This is a genomic window from Herbidospora sakaeratensis (assembly GCF_001570525.1).
Taxonomy (GTDB): Bacteria; Actinomycetota; Actinomycetes; order Streptosporangiales; family Streptosporangiaceae; genus Herbidospora; species Herbidospora sakaeratensis.
Genome location: NZ_BBXC01000024.1, coordinates 98,076 through 115,866, shown reverse-complemented (window position 1 = coordinate 115,866; position 17,791 = coordinate 98,076). Strand labels below are relative to the sequence as shown.

Below are 17,791 nucleotides of genomic sequence, written 5' to 3'. Positions count from 1 at the left end.
TCGGCCTGGCTGAACCGGACCATGCGGCCGACGGTGGAGGTGACCGGCCCCCAGTGGCACGTCCAGGCGGTTCCATCCCAGTGCGACGCGAGGGGGTGGCCCTTCTCCAGGGGCTCGTTCTCCTCGTCGTACTCGCCCCCGACGAGCCACGAGACCCCGCCCACGACCCAGACGTCATCGGCGCCGGCCACCACGACGGCCGGTGTCGTGATCTGCCGCCAGGTCGCGGACTTCCAGCGCATCGCCGCAGGCGGGTTGCGAGCTCCGATCTCGCCGTCACCTGACGACAGGGCCGCGGCTGCTACGGGGAGGGGTGCTGCCACCACTGCCGTCCCGTTGACGGCCCACACCTGGCCATCGACCACACGCGCGGCGGTTATGGACCAGCCGACCGATCGCGCGGCCGGTTCGGCCAGCGCTTCCGAGCGCCAGCCATCGCCCGTGAAGGTGGCGACGAACCCGGCGACGTCCTCGGGCGAGGCGCCGTTGGACACACCGAACACCCACGCCTTCTCAACGGAGGCCGCCGCGACATTGGACTGCGCGAGTTGTGGCCGGGCGCGCGGGATCCGAAAGGTCCGTCACCCTGATCACCAGAGCGCCGCCCTCTTCCATCTCACTGAAGTACGTCGACCACAACGCCCCGTCGGGGCCCGCCGCGAGCAGTGACATGGACCCACGGTCTGCGTCCATCCAGACGTTCCGCCACGCCGTGCGGGCATCGACAGCCCGAAGATCATCGGCCTTCTCGTCAGGGAGCTCGCAACCTGACGACGTGGCCGGCAGGGGCACGATCGAAGCCGCAGGAGTCTTCCGGGGGGCCGCGCAACCGGACGATCAAAGACAGGCGGCCGCTCTCATCGTCCTAGGCTAAGCGGCATGCTCGGAACGCCAACCCAGCTCATCTTCGACTGCGCCGACCCGGCTCTGCTCGCCACGTTCTGGGGCAAGGTGCTCGGCGCGCCGCCGGTTCACCGCGACCCGTCTTGGTCGTATGTGGACGGGTCGTTGCGGATCGCGTTCCAGCGGGTGCCCGAGCCGAAGACCGGCAAGAACCGGGCCCACCTGGACATCGGAGTAGGCGACGTCGCCGCTGCCGCCGCCACGGCCCTCGCTTGGGGCGCGGAGCAGAACGGGCCACTGCAGATCGACGCCCAGGGCGCGTTTCAGGTCATGCGCGACCCAGAGGGCAACGAGTTCTGCCTGGTATCGACCTCTGATTGAGCTCACCCATCTGCCCGCAGCAGACCCGATAGACGACCTGATTGAGGTGTCACGACCGGGCGGCCCAAAGTCGCCCTGGTGTTGATCGAAGACCGCTGCGGCAAGGACACGACCTCCGCCCTGCTCATCGCCCCAGGCTGGACCTCCCCAACCTGCTGCTCAGTCTCTAACACCTCCGTAGAGGACCCCAGTGGACTCCTCTAACATCCCGAGCCTGAATCGCCTGCACTCCCCATGACCGCGCTCGGCTACGGTTCGCGTCTGGACGTCTGGGCGCAAGAATGCCCCCTGACCTGCCGAGGCTGCGTGTCCCAGAACAACCTGGAATCCCGAGAGTGGTCACACCATCGAAGTGACCGAACGGGGGACGCCCTCGACGTCGGCGCCGAAAGTCTGACTGTGAACGGCGGCGAATTCTCGAACAGGCGCCCGCACTCACCGCTTCCCTCGGCCTCGCCCATGAGTCCAGAGAGGGCGGGGAAGCCGACATCCTCGTCTACATCGGCTATGAGCCGGACGCACTCGACAAGCCCCACCGCAGTTCCCTGTGCCTGCCGACGTGGTGAACATCGGCCGGTACAAGACCCACCGACCTCATCTGGCGCGAATCAGCCAACCAAACCATGAAGCTGACTACCTTGCTGGCCGAACGCCGCCTAACTCACTCACCGCCACAAAAGGGTGCGGATCCAACTCGCCGTCGATCGCTATGAAGTGTGAATGATCGTCAGCATGTCAGCCATGCCGAACCCGAACGCAAGGACCAGCACGACCGCCTCGACCGGCCACCCGCTGATTCACGCGCAGCCAATCGAGCACCACACAGGAGTATCGGAAATATCCGGGGCCGATTGAATGAACGGCCATATTCGGCGCGGGCGAGCCACTTCCCTCGAAGATCGAATCTTCGCAGGTCAGCCCGTGCTATTCAGGGTGAAAATTTCAGCTCCTACGGTCCAGACCGTAATTCCACACAGACCCTGGTCACACACCAGACGCATAAACCGATGATTCGGCTGGTATTCGTGAGACCGGTCCCAAATAGCGCCTACTGGACGACCCAAGATCGCATATATAGCCTCCGGGCGTTCCATCACTCCTACAATCGACGAGGTGTGAATTGAGCAAACGCCCGAGGGGACGCCGCCTGACGACGTCGATCGCCTTCGCCTTCATGGCGCTGGCCGCCCTCATCCTGCCCGCCACCCCCGCCCACGCCGCCTACGGCCCCGACCAGTCGGTCTGGGTACAGGTGACCGCCAACGACGGCAGCGGCATGCCGCTGGCCCAGTTGCAGGGAACCATCGCGTTCGACGACTCCAACACGAAATACCGCTACTCGCTGAGCATCTGCTGGCAGAGCGGCGCCTACCCCCAGCCGTCCGCCGTCATCGTGGTGAACGGATCCTCTGGCAGCTACCCCATCTGGTCGGGCTCCAGCTCGGCCACGGGATGCCAGCAGGTGGCGCTGTACAGCTCTGAGGTCAACTTCGGCAGCGCCGTCTACAACCTGCGCTTCGACGTCACCGCCGGCTGGTTCAGCAGGACGAACGGCCAGTACATGAGCCGCACCAAGAGCAGCGGCACCTACGACAACCCGTTCAACTGATCCGCCAGGCCGGGCGGCGGAAAAGCCCGCCCGGCCGCCGGCCTCAGCCTCCGAACACAGGAATCGGCTTCTTGGTGGCAATTAAGACGCCGACAGGCCACCACCAATCACGGACACTCGCCAGCGGGCGCGTCTCGATCGGCACCCTGACACGAAACCTGAAGGCGGCCCGAGCCCTACTCGTAGATATGCGCGACCACCCACGTGGAGCTGCACATCAAAAACGATCAGCGCTGCTCAGATCACGTGTCGCAAGCTAGGCGGAGAGCGTGGGATTCGAACCCACGAGGAACGTCACCGCCCCTAGCGGTTTTCAAGACCACCAGAGTTGTGAGAACTTCCGCCCATGACCTTGGTATACGCTCGTGGGACCGGCCATCGAGCAAAGATCATCGCGTGAATATCGCGCAACCCACCCGCCACCCCAGGCCTCGGGGAGCCCGGCCGGCAAGAATTAGCAGGCATTAGCGTTCTGGTGCGGGCGCTCGGTTGTTGGATGGGTCTCGACGGCGAACTTCTGCTGCGATAGAACCTTGCGGCCAGGGCTCCCAGCTTGTCACTCGGTACCGCACTCGAATGCGCCCGGTCTCGGCCTCCTTTCTTTTTTCTGTCTCAAGGACCCAGCCGAGGAGCCGTAACTCTCGCGTCCGCTTCCTCCAATCTTCCTGATATTGCCTAATTGAAGCGACAATTTCAATCAATTCTGCGGGTACCCAGTCACCTGCGAATGCCTTCATCAACTCCCCGATGCGCCCGTGTGGCTCAGGATGCCCGGCCGCCTGGCGAATCGCCTCGTCAAATTGTTCATAATTAGCAAAATAGGCTTTCTTTCCAGAATTACACTCTTCGCAAAGGGGCTGCAGATTCCCGATCTCGTCGCTTCCGCCCCAATGCCGGGGCAGCTTGTGGTCAACAACCATCGTGACCTGGTGATCTAAAGGTGTGCGTCCGCACATCGCACAGCGCTGCGGAGAGAGAACTTGCGCCCGGACAGCACCACTGATGGACTTCCTGGAACCGTTGGTGCGGCTTGTCGTCCAGCCCTCAAGAACATAGCGATATTCACCGCTTATCCTTTTGGCGGGGATAGTGAAGTGATCCCGCAGGTCGCGAACGCGTCGGTCGGTCTGCGAGGGGGCTTCTCCCAGGGTCTCCTGAAGGTGCGCACGGATCTCTCGCATGGTAGGAGGGTCATCGCGCCGCATAAATAGGTAGGCATACAAAATATGATGCGCACGGGTAGATAGCACTTTAAGTTCAGGAGAACCAGGTTCAGGCAACGGCCTTTGCGTCATCGCTTATTCTTCCGAAATCAGATGATGATACGGGTCAGGATATACATCAGCAATGCCACGAGTTCGACAAGATGCTCGTTTCGGCAGTGACACTCTAACAGGGTCAATGCTCTGCAAGTCCGGCCAAATTCGGCTACCGAGAGAGTGCCGCGAGGTGCAACACGCGTCCCAGCACCCGGTGATGGCAAAGATGGAAGAGTCCCAACCTCCGCCGAGCAAGGAACAGGTGCAGTAGCTGACAAGCGGCCTCGGTCTTGTGGTCTGTTTGCGCGCTGAGAACGGCTGGAACAGACCATGACCAGTCCGCTCTCATGAGGCCCCGAGCCTGAGGTTCTTATCCGGGATAACCTCCCGGGCCGGCCCGTTGGTCGCCCTGCTCCGATCCGGCACCCGGGGAGTCTCACTGACCCGAGTAAGCTGGCAACTCACTTGGGAACCGTCTGGGAGCAGTGGATAGTCGCGATAAGCGAGCATGGGCGGCGAAGTGCGCTGGCGGAGGGCATGCCGCGACCAGCACGTGCCGGATGCGAGCCATCGCCCCTTAACCTGCCTACCGTTGCCATAGATTCGACCTCCTTGAGGGAGGTCGAAGGGTCCGGACAGGATCACGACCTCTGCTGCTTCACCGAGGTTGAGTGCTCAGCGCTCTGACGGGATGAGGCTCGGCGGCAGAGGCAGCTAGTAGTACACAGCGCCTCTTGGTCGACGGGTGCGACAGGGTGCGACAAAGCCGATAGCCCCGTCGAAGATCGCGCTTGCGCCTAGAAATCCCTGCTGAGCAGGGAATACTTGGACTACGCCAACATCCAGCGGATAAGCACGTCTTATGCGACCCTGCAATAGTGGTTAGGCAGACAGCACAGGACGTGCTCCACCTCGGTGACGCTATCCTCGCGCGGCACAGCTCCGGGCAGACCTACGCACACGCCGCCCAAGCCCTTGGGGTAACACCCGATCAGGCGAAGAAGGCAGCCCGCCTCGCACGTGTGTTCGGACCCGAACTGCGCGACCGAATCGGCCATGATGCGCTCGGTAGCCTTACTGCCGCACATCTGGATGCTGTGGTCAAGCATCCGGACGCAAACGTACGCGTCGAGCTTGCGCTTGGCGCACATGCTGATGGCACCAGTTCGCGCGAACTGCAAGCTACTCTCTCGCTGCTCATGGGAGTAGCGGGGGCCACGAGCTTCCGAAGTGAGTACAACATGCGGACAGACTTCGATTCGGCGGCCGAGGCTGCTGAAATTCTCGTCCGTCGAGGCGAGCGGGGGCTAGGAAGCTATGTGGGAGGGCGGCAAGGCAAGGGCCTGGTAAGGCTATGCATTGCAATGAAAACGCTCATTCCCCTGATAGACGCACTTGGTATCAGCACGGAATAGCGTATGCCCATATGCATGACATTTCTTCAACATAAGGAAAATAAATGGGACTTGAAGTTATTCAAACAGGTATCGAAATCTCCCTGAAGGAGATAAAGACATCCCGCCAGAAAGTCCGGCAGCAAACAGGAGATCTGGGAATTACGGATCTCCTAAACAGCATCCGTAGGCACGGGCAGATTCATGCCGTTTCTCTACTGGAGAATGAGGATGGCACATACGAGCTGATAAATGGCCATCGACGCTATACTGCAGCACTAAAAGGCGGCATTCCCGCCCTGAGAGCAAACATCTATCGAGTTCCTTCGGGTCACGACGTAGAGCGCGAATTGCTCATTCAGCAGCATCTTTATGCTGCGAACATGGCCGAGCCACTCATCGATCTTGAGCGTGCTTATATGTTCAAAGCAGTGAAGGAGGATTTCGGCTTGGATAACGCCGGCGTCGCCGCTTGCTTTGAAGGAGAAACAGAAGAAAGTGTACGCAACTCTCTGCGCCTCCTGGAGATCGACGAGCGCGCCCTAAGGGTCATACAGGCGCACCCTGAAAAATTCGATGAACCAACCCTCCGGGTTCTCGCTGAATATGCATCCTCCGACAAACGATCATGGCGCTTGAAGCCTGATGAACAAGTCCGTGCAGCAGAATCGATCGCTAGGCAAGACAACAAGCGAGCCGTGAACGACGCTCGCGAATTGGAGAAGGGAATTCGCAACGTCGTCAAGGCTCGACGAAACGAGGCGCAGGCAAAGTCTCAGGTAGATAAGGCAGCCAAGCAGACTCAGCCCGCGAATCCGGGCCTCGTACCAGACAGGGCGGCAGTAAAGGATCTGTTCAAGCGCATTGAACAGCTAGAGAAAGCAATTCAGGAGCTTCAGGCGAAGGGAGTGCGCGAAATAGCCGAAATCCAGCTAGCCGATAAACGTGACGCTACACATCGACTCTATGAGGCAGCGAGTCAATTGGAGAACTTCATCAACACCGAAATCACCTCGCTGCCTACTATGAAGAAGGAGCCCTCATGACCGCCCCGGCTAACGGCTTCTCCGCGAATGAATCTCAGCACCATGAACGCAAGCTACAGTTCAATCCACATGAACTGGAAATAATTCCCGCCGGAGAACGCGCTTTTTGGGAGCGCATGGCCGAAGAAGTTAAAGTAGAAGTAGAAGTAGCTGACCGATACCGCAAGAAGTGGACCCTTGTCGAGACAGTCACGGTAATCACGGCAACTCCAGACCAGACTTACCTAGAGATTGGCCATCGGATTGGAAGAACCCCGGGTGCCGTCCGATACCGTCGGCAGGCCATGATTCACCTACTTCGAGAAGAGCATGGCGCAAACGAGCGCGTCCAGGCTTACCTGAGCGACCCTAAGATAAATCACAAATATGCTGACTACGCCCAGGTGTACGAAGTGCTTAAAGGTATCGGATACCTAGATAAGCCAGTTAGTGAACAGTTCGCTCTTGCCGTTCCGCTCGGCCAACCCAGCACCAGCTGGCGAGGCGATGGCACATCAGCGGCGCTTGCTCGTCAACGCAAGCAGCGCGATGACATCCTTATGCATATTGAACGCCTGGTTCAGTCCCTCAGTGCCGATGACTCCTCGCAACTTACCTGAGTTGGCGCCTCAAGCGCCTGGGCGGTGCGGGCCGCGACCGGCCGAAGAGCCGCAGCGCGGCCGGCGACTGCCCAGCGCGGCGAGCCGAAGGCGCGCCGCCTTGAAGACGTACAGATATTCTTCTTTTTGATCACGGCTGAGGTTGGCTGCCAGAACTGATCAGGCATCCACCAACGGTTGCGACTGGTTCCAGATGCGCTCGAAGCTCGTCAGGTAGACCGCTGCCGTTCCCACGTCGCTGTTGCTCCGTAGGTGGATGACGGGCGCGTCAGCCGCTGGCGTGCTGTACGCGTGGGTGTTCACCAGGACGTCCCGATCGGCTCGGTAGATCGAGTTGTAGAGCACCGTCCCGTGCAACCGGACCTCGACCCGTTCGACGTCCCGCAGTCGCCCGTAGAGTGTGATCGCGTTCCGAGTTCTCCCGGCCATGACCTCCGGCCCGATGCCCTCTTCAGCGCCTCGGGCGGCGACTTCCCGGCTGTCTGGATCGCCAAGAAGTATGCGCACGGAGACACCTGCTCGCGCACGTTCCGCGATCAGCCGGAGAAGCCCGGCGTCCTCGGCGAGGAACAACCCGCTGTAGGTCAGGATGCCGATCTCTTTGGTGGCGCTCTTGAAGAGCTGCTTCCACGCGGCCTGCGGAACTGCCCATCGGTGGGGGTACACCGTCTGCACCTCGTCAGCGATGACTCGTTGCCGCTGCGCGACCTCCGGCCATAGTTCGCTCTCGGCGACCTGGAGGAAGTCAGCGATGGCGTAGCGGTGGCGCGGATAAGGCACTCGGCCGGCGATCCAGCGGTCAACGGTCTTGGGGTCCACGGCCAGAGCGGCGGCGAGATCGGCGGACCGGAGTTGTGCTCGGGCGAGGGCGTACTTCAGGTTGTCGCTCACGCTTACCTCTCGGAACGCGGGCCTTAGACCCCACGCTAACATGAGACGTCCCAAGACGTCCCTAAGTCGCGGTGTAGAGGTTCCTGCCCCACAACGGAAGCTCGTTCGACCTGGGCGCGGCACTCGCGCCTCACGGGAGCCGAAGGAGCACCGATGAACGAGGCACAGGAGCAGCTACGGATCTATCAGGAGGCGGCGCTGACGGGACTCAGGCGTGAACTGACTCTCCGGCAGGCCGTCTACCTCGTCGACCAGAACTCGCGGCCGACCCTGGAAGTGGAGGACTGCAACATGCGCATGCGCCGGGTCTACGTCCACACCGGGTTCTGGTGGTTCTACTGGGGCGACCAGCCCGACGAGCGAGTCTCCTGCCTGGAACTGCCGCACGCGGTTGCCTTCATCAGACGCGCGGCGGAAGTGGGCTGGCGCGCCGGCGAGCAGGGAGAGCTCACCGTGAACTTGCAGAACATCGCCGATGCCTACCGAGCCTGAGCCGCCCGAGATGGACGAAAGTACGGTGCTAGTCGGTTGGCGGGTGTTCCCGCAGATCGCCGCCAAGCTCCGCCAGCGAATCGCCTCGGGGCAGTACCCGGCGGGTGTGACGCTGCCCTCCGAAGGAGAGCTGTGCCGGGAATTCCGGGTCGCCCGCAATACAGTGCGCAAAGCCTTCGCCGAACTGGAACGAGAGGGCCTGGTCGTCACGATCCCGTCCCGGGGGCGGCTCGTGGCCGGTGGCGATGCGCAGGCGGAGCCGTACCACTATCAGCTCATCGCCCGCGATCTCCGGGAACGAATCAGCAGAGGAGATCTGCGCCCAGGGACGGCGATCCCGAGTGAGAACGACCTTCGCGAGCAGTTCGGCGCCTCACGGAATACGGTTCGACAGGCGTTGGTCGTCTTGGAGCGTGAAGGGCTGATCGTGGTCAAGCACGGCAAGGGGCGCTTCGTCCGTGGCGCTGACCAGGACGGGTAGGACGTCCTGGGACGTCCAAGTTCTTCCTCTTGGTGCGTCCCGGGCGTCCTGCCTACCGTGAACGGCATGGGACAAGTTAAGTGGGCACGTGACCTGGCACGCAAGGTTCTTGAGCGGCACCTGCCGCGCCGTTGGGAGCACACCCAGGGGGTCGGCCGGCGGGCGGAACAGCTCGCGCCGATCCTGGGCAAGGACGCCGAGATTCTCGCCGCGTCCGCCTGGCTCCACGACATCGGATACGCCCCGGACCTGATCGACGTCGGGTTCCACCCCATCGACGGCGGGCGCTACCTCCGCGACGTACACGGCGCCGACGAACTGCTGTGCCGCCTGGTCGCCCACCACACCTGCGCCGAGATCGAGGCCGATGAACGTGGCCTGCTCGACATCCTCCAGGGCGAGTTCCCCAAAGAGCGCGGGGACCTGGTCGAAGCGCTCACCTTCTGCGACATGACCACCAGCCCGGACGGTATCCCGCTCACGGTGGTCGAGCGGCTCGCCGAAATCCGTTCTCGTTACGGCCCTGACGACGCGGTGACGTGGTCGATCAACCAGGCCGAACCCCACATCTTGCGGGCCGTGCAATCGGTGGAAGCCAAGCTTGCCCTATCCGATGTGCGGCTGGGCTGCCCCGCCTAGGTAGTGGCTGATCCGCAGGCGCATTGACCGGTCCATCGTCAGCGCGGCGACCTGATCACGCCGAACCCACCGCACTTCGGTCGACTCGCTGCTCGGGGTCGGCTCGCCGCTGACGGCCTGGGCGACCAGGACGAGAGAGAACTCCTGCCGCGCCTCACCATTCGAGGTGTAAAGGATCACGTGCTTCGGGTCGCTGTAGGTGCCGGCAAGCCCGGTGACCCGGCACAGAACCCCGGTCTCTTCGAGCGTCTCCCGTACGGCGGCCTGCGGAATGGACTCGCCCAGATCTATGGCCCCGCCGGGAACGGCCCAGTTGCCGTTGTCGCTGCGGCGGATCATGAGGATGTCCCCGGCGTCGTTGGTGACCACGACGTTCACGGACGGGACGAGGCTGTTGGGCGCGGGGGCGTCCGGGTCGTCGTAGAAGTCGATCCGCTTCGCCATGATCAGGACTCTACCGGGACCGCCTCGGACCATACGCGTTCGAAGCTCTCCGCGTAGGTGCTCACCATGTCGCCGCCGGCCACCCGTCGAAGGTGCAGGACGGGCGCGTTGGCGGCGGGGGCTCCGTACACATGGGTGTTGACGAGCATCTGATCGTCGGCGCGGTAGATCGAGTTGTACAGGACGGTGTTGTGCAACCGGATCTCGACGCCCTTGAGACGGTGAATGGGCCGGTAGAGGACGAGCGCGTTCCTTATCTTCGCGGCCATACCGTCGTGGATGTCCTCGTCAGCTCCGCGCTTGGCGACTTCGGCACTGTCCGGGTCGCCAAGAAGGATTCGCACCCGCGTTCCCGCTTTGGCCTTCTCGCCCAGCATGCGCACCATGCCGGAATCCTCCGCGAGGAACATGCCGCTGTAGACGAGGATCCCAATCTCCTCCTCAGCGGATGAGAAGAGTCGTCCCCAGGTGTCCCGGGGGACGGCCCAGCGGTGCGGGTAGAGATTGACGATCTCGCTCTCCGACGCTGAGGCGACCTGCTCGCGCGTCAGGGCCTCCGGCCACAGGTAACTCTCGTCCATGGAGAGATAGGCAGAGACCGCGTACCTGTGCTTTCGGTACGGCGCGCGCCCTTTGGTGATCCACCGCTCGACCGTCTTGGGGTCGACCTCGATGGCCTGAGCCAAGTCCGCGACGCTCTTCCCGCGTTCCAGGAGAGCCGCGCGCAGTCTCTCGTTCGCCATCTCACCAGCCGCGTTAGGGACTTCCGGGGACGTGGCCATAGTAGGCCGGACGTCTTTAACACGTCCCGTCGTGTAGTGATCTCGTCCGCGCCTCTCGCCGCAATCTGTGTGTCACAAGCCACGGAAACCGCGACGAGAGGAGCAATGAGCATGGCAAACACGACTGCGTTAACGCCGGAGACGCCCGGCTGTGAGTGCGGCGCACTCTTGGTCCACGGTCAGGTTCGATGCCGTAAGTGCATGGCTCGCGACCGGTTCACCAAGCACGAGAGGTCACGACGACGGCGCAAGGCCCGGCGCAACAGCAACCGCCGACCGCCGAAGGACTCCCGCAAGGCCCACACGCCGGGGGTACCCCGATGAGCTGGCTGCCGCTGATCCTGGCCGGTGTCCTGGCCGTGGTCATCCTGATCTGCTTCGTGGTCGTCCTGATCGGCATGCGTCAGGAGGACCGTCGCCGGCACCTGCCCGAGTCGGCGCCCACCGCTTCGGCGGGGTTCGCCCGGCGCGTGGTCGGCTGCCACGTCCGCGAGAGGCGGCCTAACTCGTCGCGATGCGCTGAGACGCGCTCTCTTCGAGCTGTTCCAGTCGCCTGGTCAGGTCGGCCACCGCTGCACGCAACGCGGTGAGCTCGGCGCGGATGTCGTCGGCGGGCGGGGCGTCCTCTCGGACGAAGACGCCCTTGCCCTGCTGGCCGACCACCAGTCCCTCATTCCGCAAGAGCCCCACGGACATCTTCACGACCGACAGCGAAGCGCCGAACGTCTCGGCCAGTTGGGCCGTGGACGGCAAGGGTTCCCCGGGCGCGATGGAGCCGCTGCGGATCTGCTCGCGCAGCTCGTCGGCGATCTGGAGGTAGCCGGGCCGGCCGGTCTTCTTGACCATCGCCCCTATCTCACCACGCATAGCCGACCAAGCCAACCGTGTCATTGACAGCCAAGCCAACTAGGTTAACTATGTTGGCAACGAGCCATAAGGAGGTCCGAACATGCGCACGATCCCCATCCCCGTCGACACCGCCAAGCTCGTCTTCACCTGCGTCAAGGCCCCTCGGCCGCGCATCCTCAACAAGGAGACTGGAGAGATCAAGCTCGACAAGACCGGACAGGCCGTCTTCGAAGTCACGGTGTCGGTCGAAGACGACTTCGACCGCATCGAACTCGCCAAGATCGGCGTCTCGGGAGAGCCGCCCGTCAAGGTCGGCGACGCAGTGATCCCGGTCGGCCTGGTCGGCTACGTCTGGGAGGTCGGCGGCCGGTGGGGCATCTCCTACCGCGCCACCTCCTTCCAGCCAGCCAGGAAGGCCGGCGACTATGCGTGAGATCCTGCTCGGCTTAGTCCTCTCCCTGGTGGCCACGTTCGGCGCCTGGCGGCACTTCCACTACCGGTCGTTCTGGTACGTGGTCGGGTACGTCCCCGCCGCGCTGAACGTCCGCTTCACCTGGCGGAAGGTCGCTCTCGGCTGTGGCCTGACCAAGAAACGCCAGCGCTTCTGGTGGACGATCACTCCCTCGGCGATCGTCTCCACGGGCAACGTGAGCGTCCGGCGGCGCTTCCGCCGGGTGGCCGTCGACACCAAGCCGTGGATGTGGTTCCCCGTCCCGACCCGCACCGGCTGGCGCGTCACCCTCCGGCTCCTGGAAGGACAGATTCCCGCCGACTACTCCGAAGCGGCCGAACGGCTCGCGCACTCCTGGGGCGTCCACGCCGTCCGCGTCTCCAGCGACAAACCCGGCCGTCTCCGAATACACGTCACCCTGCGCGATCCCCTCGTCAACGTCGACGAGGTCCCGCCCTCAATGGAACTCCTCAAGGTCACCGTGGGCCGACTGGAGACCGGTAGCCCGTGGGTCATCGACTTCAAGACCGTCCCGCACTACCTGAACGCCGGCGCGACCCAGTCCGGGAAGTCCAACCTCGCCAACGCGCTCATCGTCGGTCTCGCGCGCCAACCGGTCGCGCTGGTCGGCTTCGACCTCAAAGGCGGCGTCGAACTCGCCCCGTACGGCCCCCGCCTGTCGGCCCTGGCCACCAGCCGAACCGAATGCAGCGCCCTGCTCGCCGACCTGGTCGGCATGATGATCAGCCGAATGGGACTGTGCCGCTCGGCCGGCGCCCGCAACATCTGGCAGCTCCCACCCGCCGTCCGCCCGGTGCCCGTCGTGGTCCTGGTCGACGAGCTGGCAGAGCTGTACCTGATGGCCGACAAGAGCGAGAAAGACGAGATCGCCCGCACCTCGACCGCGCTCCTGCGCATCGCCCAGCTCGGCCGCGCGTTCGGCATCTACCTGTTCTGCTCCGGCCAGCGCATCGGCTCCGACCTCGGCTCCGGCGTCACCGCACTCCGCGCCCAGTGCTCCGGCCGCGTCTGCCACCGCGTCAACGACCCCGAAACCGCGACCATGACCCTCGGCGACCTCGACCCTGCCGCCCTCGACTCCGCACGCGCCATCCCCGCCGACACTCCCGGTGTCGCCATCATCGCCGGACAGGACGGCCAGTGGTACCGCGCCCGCTCCTTCTACGTCAGCGAACAGACCGCCGAACACGCGGCCACCACCTACGCCTACCTCACCCCCGACTGGGCCGACCTCACCGCAGGCCACAAGGTCCCGGACTACGTCTGACCCGTACCGAAGGGAGGACGCCGTGAGAGAACGACTCCTGGACACCGGACCCGTCCTCGTCCTGGCCCTCATCGCCGGAATCGGCTCCTTCACCCACATCCGCGACACCGCCACCGAACACGGCCAACACGGCTGGATGGCCTGGGCAGTCGCCATCTGCATCGACCTGACCTGCGTCATGGCCGCCCGCGAACGCCAACGCGACAAGAAGACCGGCCGTCCCCGTCGCGGCTGGACATCCTGGCCCACCCTCGTCCTCATCGGCGGAATCGCCCTGTCCCTGGCCGCCAACCTCAACCAAGCCGAACCCACCGCCTGGGGATGGCTCACCGCCGCCACACCGGCCGGAGCCTTCCTCATCGCGGTCTCCATGCTCGAACGCCGCGTCGGCGAACCCCGTCCCGAACCGTCCCCGGTCATCAGAACGGAACCGGAACCATCCGCACTCGTCCCCGCCGACCCGCACGGACCGTCCCCCGCCCTCCTCGACTACGCCCGCCGCATCGCCGACGAACACCGAACCCAGCACGGAAAACCCATCACCCGCGACGCGCTCCGCGCCCGCCTGGGCGTCTCCAGCCAACTCGCCTCAGCCCTCCTGCGCGACCTCCGCACCGCGCCGAAAACCGCCTGACGAAAGGAGCCCCACCATGACGCACGACCGCCACTCGGCCCTCATCGCCGGACTCCGCGATCTGGCCGACTTCCTCGACGCCAATCCCGGCGTCCCCGTCCCCAGCACCGAAATCGCGATCACCGTTTACCCGCCCCGGGCCGATGACAAGGAGATGCGCGCCGTCGTCGACACCATGGCGGCCGGCCTCGGCACCGAGATCAAGCCGAACGACCTGTCCCACGGCCACTACTCCACCTGCCGCAGCTTCGGGCCGGTGCAATACGGAGCCGTCGCCACCATGCGCGAGGCCCGCGAGAGGTACGCGGCCCAGAGCTCCTATGAGGACAACGTCCAGGTCTCGCCGTCGCAGGTCGCCTGAGACATGACCGAAGACGAGCAGCTCGAACCGGAGGAGATCACGCCCAAGCGCTGGCGGTGCTGCCACTGCGGCGGAACCGGCGTCGACTCCTACGGCGACACCTGCAACCACTGCCACGGGCTCGGCTTCTGCTGACCCTGTGAGCGCCCCCGGCCTGGCCGCACATCCGCCAAGACACACGCCGGGTCGGGGGCCATCCCTCCACCCCAACGAGTGAAAGGAGGACCCCATCTTGCCCCCCACAACCCGTAACGCGCACGCGATCGACGGCATGATCTCCCGCCTCAACGCTCCTGACTACGACCGATGGGCCGCCCAGATCCGGCGAGCCGGCGGCTGCGCCCAGCCCATCCACCTTCGCGGCCGGGCCGAATACCGGGACCGACAGACCGGCGCCCTGCTCCACCGCTACACCACCCGCACCGAACCCGATGGCGTCCTGCGGCTGCCGTGCAAGACCCGCCGCGCCTCCCGCTGCCCGGCCTGCGCCGAGACCTACCGCGCCGACACCTACCACCTCATCCGCGCCGGCCTCATCGGCGGCAAGGGCGTCCCCGCCTCAGTGGCCTCCCACCCCTGCCTGTTCGTCACGCTCACCGCACCGTCCTTCGGGCCTGTCCACACCCGCAGGGAACACCACGGCAAGACCCACCCCTGCCACGCTCGACGAGCCGCCCCCACCTGCGGGCATGGCCGCGTTCTGTCCTGCAAAGCCCGGCACCGCATCCATGAGCCCGTGCTCGGCGAACCGCTCTGCCCCGGCTGTTACGACCACGCCGGGTCGGTCCTGTTCAACGCGCTGGCCCCGCTGCTCTGGAAGCGGTTCACCGACGCCCTGCGCCGGCACCTGGCCAAGTCCGGCGGCCTGACCCTCAAGGAGATGCGCGAACACCTGGCCGTCTCCTTCGCTAAAGTCGCCGAATACCAGCGACGCGGCGTCGTCCACCTGCACGCCGTCATCCGCCTCGACGGCCCGGACGGACCCAGCTCCCGACCTCCGACCTGGGCGACCTGCGACCTGCTCACGGCGGCCGTCACGCACGCGGCCCGCGTCGTCCGGGCGGACGTCCCCGCCCTCGACGACGAATCGGCCCGCGTCCTGCGCTGGGGCGCCCAACTCGACATCCGCCCAATCACCCTGTCAGGCGACCTCACCGAATCCGCGGTAGCCGCCTACATCGCCAAGTACGCCACCAAAGCCGCCGAATGCGTCGGCACCCTCGACCGGCCTATCCGGCTGACCGACGACCTGGCCGCCCTTCCCGTCCGCGACCACGCCCGACGCCTCATCGCCGAATGCTTCCGCCTCAACAACCAGGAAGCGACCGCAGATCTCAACCTCGCCCACTGGGCGCACATGCTCGGCTTCCGGGGCCACTTCTCGACCCGCTCCCGGCACTACTCGGTGGGCATTGGCGACATCCGCACTGAACGAACCGCACACGCTCGCCTGCCGCTCCTCGACGACGACCCCGAGATCGTCGGCACCTGGGAGTACGTCGGGCGAGGCCTCTCCCTCGGTGACGCCCTCATCGCCGACAGCCTGAGCGGTGCCCGATGACCAGTCTCCTGCTGACCGTCGAAGATGCCGCCGAGGCGTTGGCGATCTCGTCCGACAAGCTCGACCAGCTTCTCGACTCGGGCGCCCTCGTCTCCATCCGCATTGACGGGTGCCTCCTCATCCCCATCGGCTCTCTTCACCTCTACGTTCTCGGCCTCGCCTGCACGGAGGCCGCCGTATGAGGCGAAACGACGAACTCCTTACCGTCCGGCAGATCCTCGACGAACTCGGCGGCGTCTCCCGCCGGACGTTCTACCGCTGGCGCGAACTCGGCCACGCGCCGCGCGGTCTGAAGCTGCCCAACGGAGAGATCCGGGTGTACCGCAGCGAACTCGCCGCCTGGCTGGACACCCTGCGGGAGGCGTCGTGAACCCCTCATACGACGTCAAGCTGTGGGAGATCAAGCGCAACCAGTCGAGCAAGGCGCCGTCCTACGTGGTGCGCTGGGCGGTGGGCCGCAAGGAGAGGTCACGAACCTTCCGCACGAAGGCCCTGGCCGAAAGCTTCCTGTCCGACCTCCGCCAGGCCGCCAAGCGGGGCGAAGCCTTCGACATCGACACCGGCCTCCCCCTGTCCATGGTGCAGGCCAAGAAGTCCACGAACTTCTACACGCTTGCCCTCGCGTACGTGGATATGAAGTGGCCCCATGCGGCGGCGAAGACCCGCGACAGCATGACTGACGCTCTGTCCACGGTCATCCCCGCGCTCGTCGACCAGGATGCGACCGAACGGCCTGACGCGGGGGTGATGCGCTCCGCTCTGCGTCAGTACGCCCTGTCGCCAGCAACCCGCGACTTGCCCCAACCTCCCGAGATCAAGGAGGCACTTGCCTGGCTCGACAAGCGCTCGCTACCGATCGAGCAGTTGGCCAAGCCGCGCTTGGTCCGGCTCGGCCTGGACGCCTTGACGCTTCGTCTCGACGGCACCGCCGCCGCAGCGACCACAATCGCCCGCAAGCGCTCGGTCTTCTACAACACCCTGCAATACGCCGTCGATCTGGAAGAGTTGCCGTCCAACCCGATCGACAAGGTCAAGGCGTGGAAGCCTCCGAAGGTCCGTGAGGTCGTCGACCGCCGGGTCGTCGTGAACCCCCGGCAGGCTGGTGAACTGCTGAACGCGGTCACCTATGTTGGCCTCGTCAAGCGCGGACGTCACCTCAAAGCGTTCTTCGCCTGCCTCTACTACGCCGGCCTGCGCCCGGCCGAGGCCCTCGCCCTCCGCGAAAATGACTGCCAACTCCCCGAGTCGGGATGGGGCCTCCTACTCCTCGCAAAGTCCAAGCCCCAGTCCAACAAGCGCTGGACCGACTCCGGCGACGGTCACGACGACCGAGGCTTGAAACACCGCGCGGAAGATGAAGGCCGACCGGTCCCCATCCCCCCACGACTCGTGGCCATCCTGCGTGAACACATCGAAGAGTTCGGCGTCAACGACGACGGCCGCCTCTTCCGGACCCAGCGGGGCGGGATCATCTCGATTGGGACCTACTGCGAGGCGTGGAAAGCGGCACGTAACCTCGCGCTGACACCCGACCAAGTGACCTCCCCAATGGCGGCCCGGCCTTACGACCTCCGCCACGCCGCTGTCAGTTTGTGGCTCAACTCGGGTGTAGCCCCGCCTGATGTCGCCGAACGCGCCGGCCACAGCGTCGACGTTCTGCTGAAGGTTTATGCGAAGTGCATCGACGGCGGGGCAGAGATCGCCAATCGTCGCATCGAGCAGGCCCTGAACGACTGACTGATCTAGCAACAGCGAGTAGGCCTCACCAAGCATTTGGTCACGGAGCC

23 protein-coding genes and 1 tRNA gene are annotated in these 17,791 nt (G+C 64.6%); 18 read left to right on the top strand and 6 right to left on the bottom strand.

Going from position 1 to position 17,791, the window contains the following annotated elements; genetic code table 11:
* The first annotated feature begins 879 nt into the window (after positions 1-879).
* The 3 genes from AW271_RS34370 to AW271_RS34365 all read left to right on the top strand — a co-directional run bounded on the left by AW271_RS34370 (position 880) and on the right by AW271_RS34365 (position 2,833).
* Positions 880-1,224, top strand: a complete 345-nt coding sequence (locus tag AW271_RS34370) for a VOC family protein (protein WP_062341848.1) — start codon at positions 880-882, stop codon at positions 1,222-1,224.
* A 234-nt stretch (positions 1,225-1,458) separates the two neighbouring features.
* A complete protein-coding gene (locus AW271_RS43235; protein WP_369408511.1) occupies positions 1,459-1,851 on the top strand; it encodes a 4Fe-4S cluster-binding domain-containing protein in 393 nt (130 codons plus the stop codon).
* A 493-nt stretch (positions 1,852-2,344) separates the two neighbouring features.
* Complete coding sequence (locus AW271_RS34365; protein WP_062341846.1) at positions 2,345-2,833, top strand: hypothetical protein; 489 nt, start codon at positions 2,345-2,347, stop codon at positions 2,831-2,833.
* Between the two features lie 261 nt (positions 2,834-3,094).
* Here AW271_RS34365 and AW271_RS40360 read toward each other — a convergent pair.
* A tRNA-OTHER gene (locus AW271_RS40360) sits at positions 3,095-3,175 on the bottom strand.
* Between the two features lie 122 nt (positions 3,176-3,297).
* Positions 3,298-4,014: an HNH endonuclease gene (locus tag AW271_RS39140; RefSeq protein WP_218008250.1), complete on the bottom strand. Its 717-nt coding sequence runs from the start codon at positions 4,012-4,014 to the stop codon at positions 3,298-3,300.
* Positions 4,015-4,994: 980 nt separating this feature from the next.
* Here AW271_RS39140 and AW271_RS40355 point away from each other — a divergent pair.
* The 3 genes from AW271_RS40355 to AW271_RS40350 are packed head-to-tail and all read left to right on the top strand — an operon-like array spanning position 4,995 to position 7,131.
* A complete protein-coding gene (locus AW271_RS40355; RefSeq protein WP_157554929.1) occupies positions 4,995-5,507 on the top strand; it encodes a hypothetical protein in 513 nt (170 codons plus the stop codon).
* A 44-nt stretch (positions 5,508-5,551) separates the two neighbouring features.
* Complete coding sequence (locus AW271_RS39135; protein ID WP_083977640.1) at positions 5,552-6,532, top strand: ParB/RepB/Spo0J family partition protein; 981 nt, start codon at positions 5,552-5,554, stop codon at positions 6,530-6,532.
* Positions 6,529-7,131 (top strand): hypothetical protein, encoded by a 603-nt coding sequence (locus tag AW271_RS40350; RefSeq protein ID WP_157554927.1) that lies wholly within the window; start codon positions 6,529-6,531, stop codon positions 7,129-7,131. The genes AW271_RS39135 and AW271_RS40350 overlap by 4 nt, the downstream gene beginning before the upstream one ends.
* Positions 7,132-7,290: 159 nt before the next feature.
* Here the strand turns inward: AW271_RS40350 and AW271_RS34355 are convergent, their stop codons facing one another.
* Positions 7,291-8,022 (bottom strand): hypothetical protein, encoded by a 732-nt coding sequence (locus AW271_RS34355; protein WP_062341973.1) that lies wholly within the window; start codon positions 8,020-8,022, stop codon positions 7,291-7,293.
* Positions 8,023-8,175: 153 nt separating this feature from the next.
* Between AW271_RS34355 and AW271_RS34350 the strand changes: the two genes are divergently transcribed.
* From AW271_RS34350 to AW271_RS34340, 3 genes are all read left to right on the top strand, one after another.
* The gene (locus tag AW271_RS34350) at positions 8,176-8,514 is read left to right on the top strand and encodes a hypothetical protein (RefSeq protein WP_062341841.1); all 339 of its coding nucleotides are present in this window, start codon (positions 8,176-8,178) and stop codon (positions 8,512-8,514) included.
* On the top strand, positions 8,498-8,995 hold the full coding sequence (locus tag AW271_RS34345) for a GntR family transcriptional regulator (protein WP_245653338.1): 498 nt from the start codon (positions 8,498-8,500) through the stop codon (positions 8,993-8,995). The genes AW271_RS34350 and AW271_RS34345 overlap by 17 nt, the downstream gene beginning before the upstream one ends.
* A gap of 66 nt (positions 8,996-9,061) precedes the next feature.
* Positions 9,062-9,634, top strand: coding sequence for an HD domain-containing protein (locus AW271_RS34340; protein WP_062341839.1), 573 nt, complete (start codon positions 9,062-9,064; stop codon positions 9,632-9,634).
* On the opposite strand, the gene AW271_RS34335 is transcribed toward AW271_RS34340, so the two are convergent.
* The 3 genes from AW271_RS34335 to AW271_RS34325 all read right to left on the bottom strand — a co-directional run bounded on the left by AW271_RS34335 (position 9,602) and on the right by AW271_RS34325 (position 11,706).
* A complete protein-coding gene (locus AW271_RS34335) occupies positions 9,602-10,078 on the bottom strand; it encodes an NUDIX hydrolase (RefSeq protein WP_062341838.1) in 477 nt (158 codons plus the stop codon). The genes AW271_RS34340 and AW271_RS34335 overlap by 33 nt on opposite strands.
* Positions 10,079-10,080: 2 nt before the next feature.
* Positions 10,081-10,821, bottom strand: coding sequence for a DUF5919 domain-containing protein (locus tag AW271_RS34330; protein ID WP_062341836.1), 741 nt, complete (start codon positions 10,819-10,821; stop codon positions 10,081-10,083).
* A 540-nt stretch (positions 10,822-11,361) separates the two neighbouring features.
* Positions 11,362-11,706, bottom strand: coding sequence for a GntR family transcriptional regulator (locus AW271_RS34325; protein WP_062341834.1), 345 nt, complete (start codon positions 11,704-11,706; stop codon positions 11,362-11,364).
* Positions 11,707-11,809: 103 nt separating this feature from the next.
* Here AW271_RS34325 and AW271_RS34320 point away from each other — a divergent pair, with 103 nt between their 5' ends.
* The 9 genes from AW271_RS34320 (at position 11,810) to AW271_RS34285 (ending at position 17,741) form a co-directional block, all read left to right on the top strand.
* Complete coding sequence (locus AW271_RS34320; protein WP_062341832.1) at positions 11,810-12,142, top strand: SCO3933 family regulatory protein; 333 nt, start codon at positions 11,810-11,812, stop codon at positions 12,140-12,142.
* Positions 12,135-13,448, top strand: coding sequence for an FtsK/SpoIIIE domain-containing protein (locus AW271_RS34315; protein WP_062341830.1), 1,314 nt, complete (start codon positions 12,135-12,137; stop codon positions 13,446-13,448). The genes AW271_RS34320 and AW271_RS34315 overlap by 8 nt, the downstream gene beginning before the upstream one ends.
* 22 nt (positions 13,449-13,470) lie before the next feature.
* Positions 13,471-14,082 carry a DUF2637 domain-containing protein gene (locus AW271_RS34310; RefSeq protein ID WP_062341828.1) on the top strand — a complete coding sequence of 204 codons (612 nt, stop codon included), beginning with the start codon at positions 13,471-13,473 and terminating at the stop codon, positions 14,080-14,082.
* A 16-nt stretch (positions 14,083-14,098) separates the two neighbouring features.
* Positions 14,099-14,443 (top strand): hypothetical protein, encoded by a 345-nt coding sequence (locus AW271_RS34305; RefSeq protein ID WP_062341826.1) that lies wholly within the window; start codon positions 14,099-14,101, stop codon positions 14,441-14,443.
* A 3-nt stretch (positions 14,444-14,446) separates the two neighbouring features.
* Positions 14,447-14,578, top strand: a complete 132-nt coding sequence (locus tag AW271_RS43010) for a hypothetical protein (RefSeq protein WP_275935791.1) — start codon at positions 14,447-14,449, stop codon at positions 14,576-14,578.
* A 97-nt stretch (positions 14,579-14,675) separates the two neighbouring features.
* The gene (locus AW271_RS34300) at positions 14,676-16,004 is read left to right on the top strand and encodes a replication initiator (protein WP_369408510.1); all 1,329 of its coding nucleotides are present in this window, start codon (positions 14,676-14,678) and stop codon (positions 16,002-16,004) included.
* Positions 16,001-16,186, top strand: coding sequence for a helix-turn-helix domain-containing protein (locus AW271_RS34295; RefSeq protein ID WP_062341822.1), 186 nt, complete (start codon positions 16,001-16,003; stop codon positions 16,184-16,186). Before AW271_RS34300 ends, AW271_RS34295 begins: the two co-directional genes overlap by 4 nt.
* The gene (locus AW271_RS34290) at positions 16,183-16,374 is read left to right on the top strand and encodes a helix-turn-helix transcriptional regulator (RefSeq protein ID WP_062341820.1); all 192 of its coding nucleotides are present in this window, start codon (positions 16,183-16,185) and stop codon (positions 16,372-16,374) included. Before AW271_RS34295 ends, AW271_RS34290 begins: the two co-directional genes overlap by 4 nt.
* The gene (locus tag AW271_RS34285) at positions 16,371-17,741 is read left to right on the top strand and encodes a tyrosine-type recombinase/integrase (protein ID WP_062341818.1); all 1,371 of its coding nucleotides are present in this window, start codon (positions 16,371-16,373) and stop codon (positions 17,739-17,741) included. Before AW271_RS34290 ends, AW271_RS34285 begins: the two co-directional genes overlap by 4 nt.
* Positions 17,742-17,791 lie beyond the last annotated feature (50 nt).

What these genes read in the sequence shown, in the direction of transcription:
- AW271_RS34345 (WP_245653338.1), top strand. Translation starts at nt 8,498, where the DNA reads ATGCCTACCGAGCCTGAGCCGCCCGAGATGGACGAAAGTACGGTGCTA.
- AW271_RS34335 (WP_062341838.1), bottom strand. Translation starts at nt 10,078, where the DNA reads ATGGCGAAGCGGATCGACTTCTACGACGACCCGGACGCCCCCGCGCCC.
- AW271_RS34315 (WP_062341830.1), top strand. Translation starts at nt 12,135, where the DNA reads ATGCGTGAGATCCTGCTCGGCTTAGTCCTCTCCCTGGTGGCCACGTTC.
- AW271_RS34340 (WP_062341839.1), top strand. Translation starts at nt 9,062, where the DNA reads ATGGGACAAGTTAAGTGGGCACGTGACCTGGCACGCAAGGTTCTTGAG.
- AW271_RS34320 (WP_062341832.1), top strand. Translation starts at nt 11,810, where the DNA reads ATGCGCACGATCCCCATCCCCGTCGACACCGCCAAGCTCGTCTTCACC.
- AW271_RS43010 (WP_275935791.1), top strand. Translation starts at nt 14,447, where the DNA reads ATGACCGAAGACGAGCAGCTCGAACCGGAGGAGATCACGCCCAAGCGC.
- AW271_RS34350 (WP_062341841.1), top strand. Translation starts at nt 8,176, where the DNA reads ATGAACGAGGCACAGGAGCAGCTACGGATCTATCAGGAGGCGGCGCTG.
- AW271_RS34295 (WP_062341822.1), top strand. Translation starts at nt 16,001, where the DNA reads ATGACCAGTCTCCTGCTGACCGTCGAAGATGCCGCCGAGGCGTTGGCG.
- AW271_RS34305 (WP_062341826.1), top strand. Translation starts at nt 14,099, where the DNA reads ATGACGCACGACCGCCACTCGGCCCTCATCGCCGGACTCCGCGATCTG.
- AW271_RS39135 (WP_083977640.1), top strand. Translation starts at nt 5,552, where the DNA reads ATGGGACTTGAAGTTATTCAAACAGGTATCGAAATCTCCCTGAAGGAG.
- AW271_RS34290 (WP_062341820.1), top strand. Translation starts at nt 16,183, where the DNA reads ATGAGGCGAAACGACGAACTCCTTACCGTCCGGCAGATCCTCGACGAA.
- AW271_RS43235 (WP_369408511.1), top strand. Translation starts at nt 1,459, where the DNA reads ATGACCGCGCTCGGCTACGGTTCGCGTCTGGACGTCTGGGCGCAAGAA.
- AW271_RS39140 (WP_218008250.1), bottom strand. Translation starts at nt 4,014, where the DNA reads ATGCGAGAGATCCGTGCGCACCTTCAGGAGACCCTGGGAGAAGCCCCC.
- AW271_RS34330 (WP_062341836.1), bottom strand. Translation starts at nt 10,821, where the DNA reads ATGGCGAACGAGAGACTGCGCGCGGCTCTCCTGGAACGCGGGAAGAGC.
- AW271_RS34325 (WP_062341834.1), bottom strand. Translation starts at nt 11,706, where the DNA reads ATGGTCAAGAAGACCGGCCGGCCCGGCTACCTCCAGATCGCCGACGAG.
- AW271_RS34370 (WP_062341848.1), top strand. Translation starts at nt 880, where the DNA reads ATGCTCGGAACGCCAACCCAGCTCATCTTCGACTGCGCCGACCCGGCT.
- AW271_RS40350 (WP_157554927.1), top strand. Translation starts at nt 6,529, where the DNA reads ATGACCGCCCCGGCTAACGGCTTCTCCGCGAATGAATCTCAGCACCAT.